Consider the following 4,036-nt stretch of genomic DNA (forward strand, 5'->3'; position numbering starts at 1 on the left):
CAGGTTGACACCCTGCGTTTCGACTCAACGAATGGCACTTTTACGGACTCACATGTTTATGCGGCGCAGACGGCCCTACAGCACGAGCGTCAGCACAAAGATGATCGCGATGATCACCAGGAACACGATGCCCCAGTTGCGTAGCACGTGTTTGTCGCTGTCCCGGGTTTCCGGGCTGTTGGGGTCCCGGTCCGCGTAGCGGTCACTGCCCACCCCGTAGTACAGCTCCGAGGTCGAGGGCTCGCGCGGCGGTCCCGGCTCCACAGGCGGCTGATCCGAGGGAGGTGCGCCGGCGGCGTCGTCGGTCTTGCGGGGGCCATGGGCCAGAAGCGATCGGCGTCGAAAATCTTGTCCCGCTTGGGCTGATCCTGTGCGTCTGGGCGCGGGCCGTTGAGCGAATCGCGCACGGGCACACCGGTGCCGGGGTACTCGGTGCTGCCAGGGTTCTTCGGCGAGGTGTCGTTGGTGAACGGATCCGGTTCGTTCTCGTCGACCAGCTCGGACTCCGGGATGCCGCTCGTGGTTACGGCCGGACCCGAACTGCCCGAGGAATTCACGGGGTCCTGGGGCGAGGGCCTCGAGGCGGGTTCATCCACCGCCGCCGACGTCGCTCCACCCGTTTCGTGGCCACGGTCGGCTGCCTGCCGCAGCACCTCGGTCACCCGTTCGAGCGGGCCCCGCTGGTTGCGCTTGGTGGTCTGCTGGGCGACCTGTTCGGCACGGCTGGCCACGGAGCGCAGCACCGAGGCGTTGTCGAGCTCCAGATCGCGGGCGGCCATGGCGAGCTCGAGAGGCGGATCGGCGGGGTCGGGCTTGGTGGCCCATTCCAGCAGACCGGTCAGCACCGGGCTGGACAGTGACTTCTTGAGCGCCGGTCGCAGCGCCTCCACCTCTGACAGTGCCACCAGCTCGCGCGGAGGAGTGGAGCCGTAGCCGCGAGCGGCTTGATCCAGCGGGCCGCGGTCGTTGAACAGCGCGGCGAGCATGGCGGCTGATGCGTATCGGTCTTCGGGCGAAGAAGCTTCGGAACTCTGTGTGTGCAATTGCCGCTGGGCCGGTGCTCCGGCATCGCGCACAACGTCCAGCAAGGCGGGGTCCGCACGCACGAGCCGGGCGGGCTCGTTCAAGGCGCGGGCAAGGTCCGGGTCAAGCTCTTCACTCATGTCGATCGCCTCCGTAGTCCGTTCTACGAGCCTACGTGAGGATGCCCGCGCCGTGCAGTAGCGCGCGGGGTCAGGCCGTGACTCCGCGGGCCGCTGAACCCGACACCGAACCCCCGCCCCGTCTCGCACTCCGGACCACCACTGTCGTGAATCAGTTAGGCCCGCTAATGTGCTGTGGGTGACACGTCCCACATCTGATGCCTCGAACCGCGCACCCGGAGTGCTGCTCTTCGTGTTGATGGGGGCCATGGCCATTGGGCCGGTGTTCAACTACGCGCTGGGGTCGTTGAGTGCGCTGATCGTGGACGAGTACGGCATCACCGAGGGTCAGTACGGGTTCATTCTGGCGGCGGTCTACATCTCCGCCGGCGTCACGGCCACGTTCCTGGGGGTGCTCGCGGACAAGCTGACTCCGCGCTTCCAGATCGCGTTGATCTTCTCGGGCATTGTGGTCGCGTTCCTGGTGAGTGCGGCGTGGCAGTCCTTTGTGGTCCTGCTCGCCGCAGCACTGATTGCCGGCGTCACCCAAGCGTTCTCGAACCCCGCGACCAACCGCCTGATCGCCCAGCGCACGAGCTTCACCCAACGCGGCCGCTGGATGGGCTGGAAACAGTCCGGCGTGCAAATGGGTCTGTTGATCTCGGGTGTCACCTTCCCATTCCTGGGCGCCGCGCTCGGTTGGCAGACCTCCGCCCTGATCGGTGCGGCCGCCTGCGTTCCCGCGTTGGTGATCGCGTGGCTGATCATCACCAAGGTCGAGCGCGACGTCGCCTCCCGGCCTCTTCCTCCCGCCCCCGCCAAGTCCGCGACGCCGGGTCGCGAAAAATTGCCGACGGCGGTCTGGCTGTTCTCCCTCGTCGCTTTCCTCAACGCCGTGGGAACCCAGGGCGTCACCGTGTACTCCTCGCTGTTCGCGGTGCGGGCGCTGGACTTCCCGCTGACCGTGGCGGGCCTGATCATTGGCGTGATCGGTGTGCTGGGCATCCTGAGTCGCATCGGGTGGGGCCGCGTGGCGGGTCGCATGGCGCGACCCTCCGCACTGATCCAGATCATGAGCCTGGGCGGTGTGGTCGGGTTGGTGTTCCTGATTGCGGCCGAGGCGTTCCAACAGAGCTGGTTGTTGTGGGCGGGCATCGCGTTCCACGCGACCCTCCCACTGGCCGCCAACGTGATCATCAATTCGGGCACGGTGCGACGGCGCCGGCAGCAAGGTGGGAGCGGCGTCGGGCCTGGTGGCCACCGGTATGTATCTGGGCTTCGGCGCGGGACCGCTGATCGTGGGGCAGCTGGTGGACCTCACCGGGGGCTTTACCGCGGGCTGGATCGCTGTGGGCGTCACTTACGTAGCCAGCGTGGTGGTCGCGATCATCCTGAGCAGGCTGCAAAAGCGTTCGGAATGAGCCTGCCGCGTGTGGTCCCATGGAGGTATGGGCACCCCACGAACCGACCTCGCACACGTCCTCAAGCGCCTGGATGGCAACAGTTACGGCGCCTATAAACAGCTCAAGGGTGACTGGCGGATTGGCGACTTCGAGTTGCTGGTCGATCGCGTGCAGTCGGACCCGTACGCGCCGCCGTCCATGGTGCGGCTTCGTGTGCCGCGGAAGGTCGCGGGCATTCCGGACCACCTCATGGATTCGGTAGCCAAGCGCATTGCCGCCGGCGACTTCCTCACGCGCGCTTTCGGCCGGGCCGCCCGTACCCTCAGCCCCGACGGGGGCAAGGCTCCGGCGGTATCTTCATGGTGCGCGTGGGCCAGGAGATCCTGCAGCGCTCGTCGGTTCTCATCGACGCCGCCGCCGTCGAGGTTCGCTGCGAAATCGCCCTTCCCGCCGCGGCCGCCGGATCAAGGGGCGCGCCGCGGAACGGTTGCTGACCGAGGTACTGCCGAGCGTCATCGACCGCTCCCTGCTCTTCCGCAACCTGGACGCCGCGGCATTCGAACTCCACGTACGCACCTACTGGATGCCGAGCACGTGCGCTCGCAGCTCACCCCGCACGGTCTGGTCGCTTTCGTCGCCGACGGCGCCGTGCTCCCGCGCGCGTCCGGGCACCGTGACGAGCCGCTCACCAGCCACGCCGTGCCGTTCGAATCGCCGGAGAATCTGCGGGTCACGCTGTCGCTCAGCGATGGCTCCGAGGTCTCGGGCATGGGCATCCCGGAGGCGTAACGGTCATCGTGGGTGGTGGCTATCACGGCAAGTCCACGCTGCTGCAGGCGCTCGAGCGAGGGGTGTACGACCACGTCCCCGCCGACGGTCGCGAGCTGGTGATCACCCGAGCGGATGCGATGGCCGTGCGCGCGGAGGATGGCCGCGCTGTCACCGACACGGACGTTTCCCCGTTCATCAACAACCTCCCCACCGGCGCGGACACCAAGCGGTTCAGCACCACGAACGCTTCGGGCTCCACATCGCAGGCGGCATCGATCACGGAGGCCGTGGAATCCGGAGCGAAGGTGTTGCTCATGGACGAGGACACGTGCGCCACCAACCTCATGGTCCGCGATCAGCGCATGCGCTCCCTGGTGCCCGGCGAACGGGAGCCCATCACGCCGTTCGTCGACAGGTTCAAGCGTTGTACCGGGACAAGGGCGTGTCCACGGTGCTCGTGACGGGCGGTTCCGGGGCGTTCCTGGATGTCGCGGATCTGGTGATCGCGATGGACGCTTACCGTGCCTCGGATGTCACGACCTAGCTCGTCAGGTGTCTGCGGAGTTCCCGTCGGGTGAGCAGACGCAGCCCACCGGGAGTTTAGGTGAGTTGCGCGAGCACGTCCCGGCGGCGTCGTCGTCGACGAACGACGCGCTCGCGGCGCGCGCGGGCGGCCAACGTGGACGGGACCGACGAGGCGGTGATCGTGGCGAGTTCCGA

The 4,036-nt window shown here is 67.3% G+C and carries 2 protein-coding genes and 1 pseudogene; 2 read left to right on the plus strand and 1 reads right to left on the minus strand.

The window, feature by feature from the left end; translation table 11 throughout:
• Positions 1–113: 113 nt before the first annotated feature.
• A complete protein-coding gene (locus YO9_RS0115605; RefSeq protein WP_016998332.1) occupies positions 114–1,163 on the minus strand; it encodes a hypothetical protein in 1,050 nt (349 codons plus the stop codon).
• 178 nt (positions 1,164–1,341) lie between these two features.
• On the opposite strand from YO9_RS0115605, the gene YO9_RS0115610 reads away from it, so the two are divergent.
• Positions 1,342–2,661, plus strand: coding sequence for an MFS transporter (locus YO9_RS0115610; protein WP_223286696.1), 1,320 nt, complete (start codon positions 1,342–1,344; stop codon positions 2,659–2,661).
• Positions 2,591–3,860: pseudogene (locus YO9_RS21960) on the plus strand (P-loop domain-containing protein). Before YO9_RS0115610 ends, YO9_RS21960 begins: the two are co-directional and overlap by 71 nt.
• Positions 3,861–4,036: the final 176 nt, after the last annotated feature.

This window comes from Kocuria atrinae C3-8, from assembly GCF_000286355.1.
GTDB classification, from domain to species: domain Bacteria; phylum Actinomycetota; class Actinomycetes; order Actinomycetales; family Micrococcaceae; genus Kocuria; species Kocuria atrinae_A.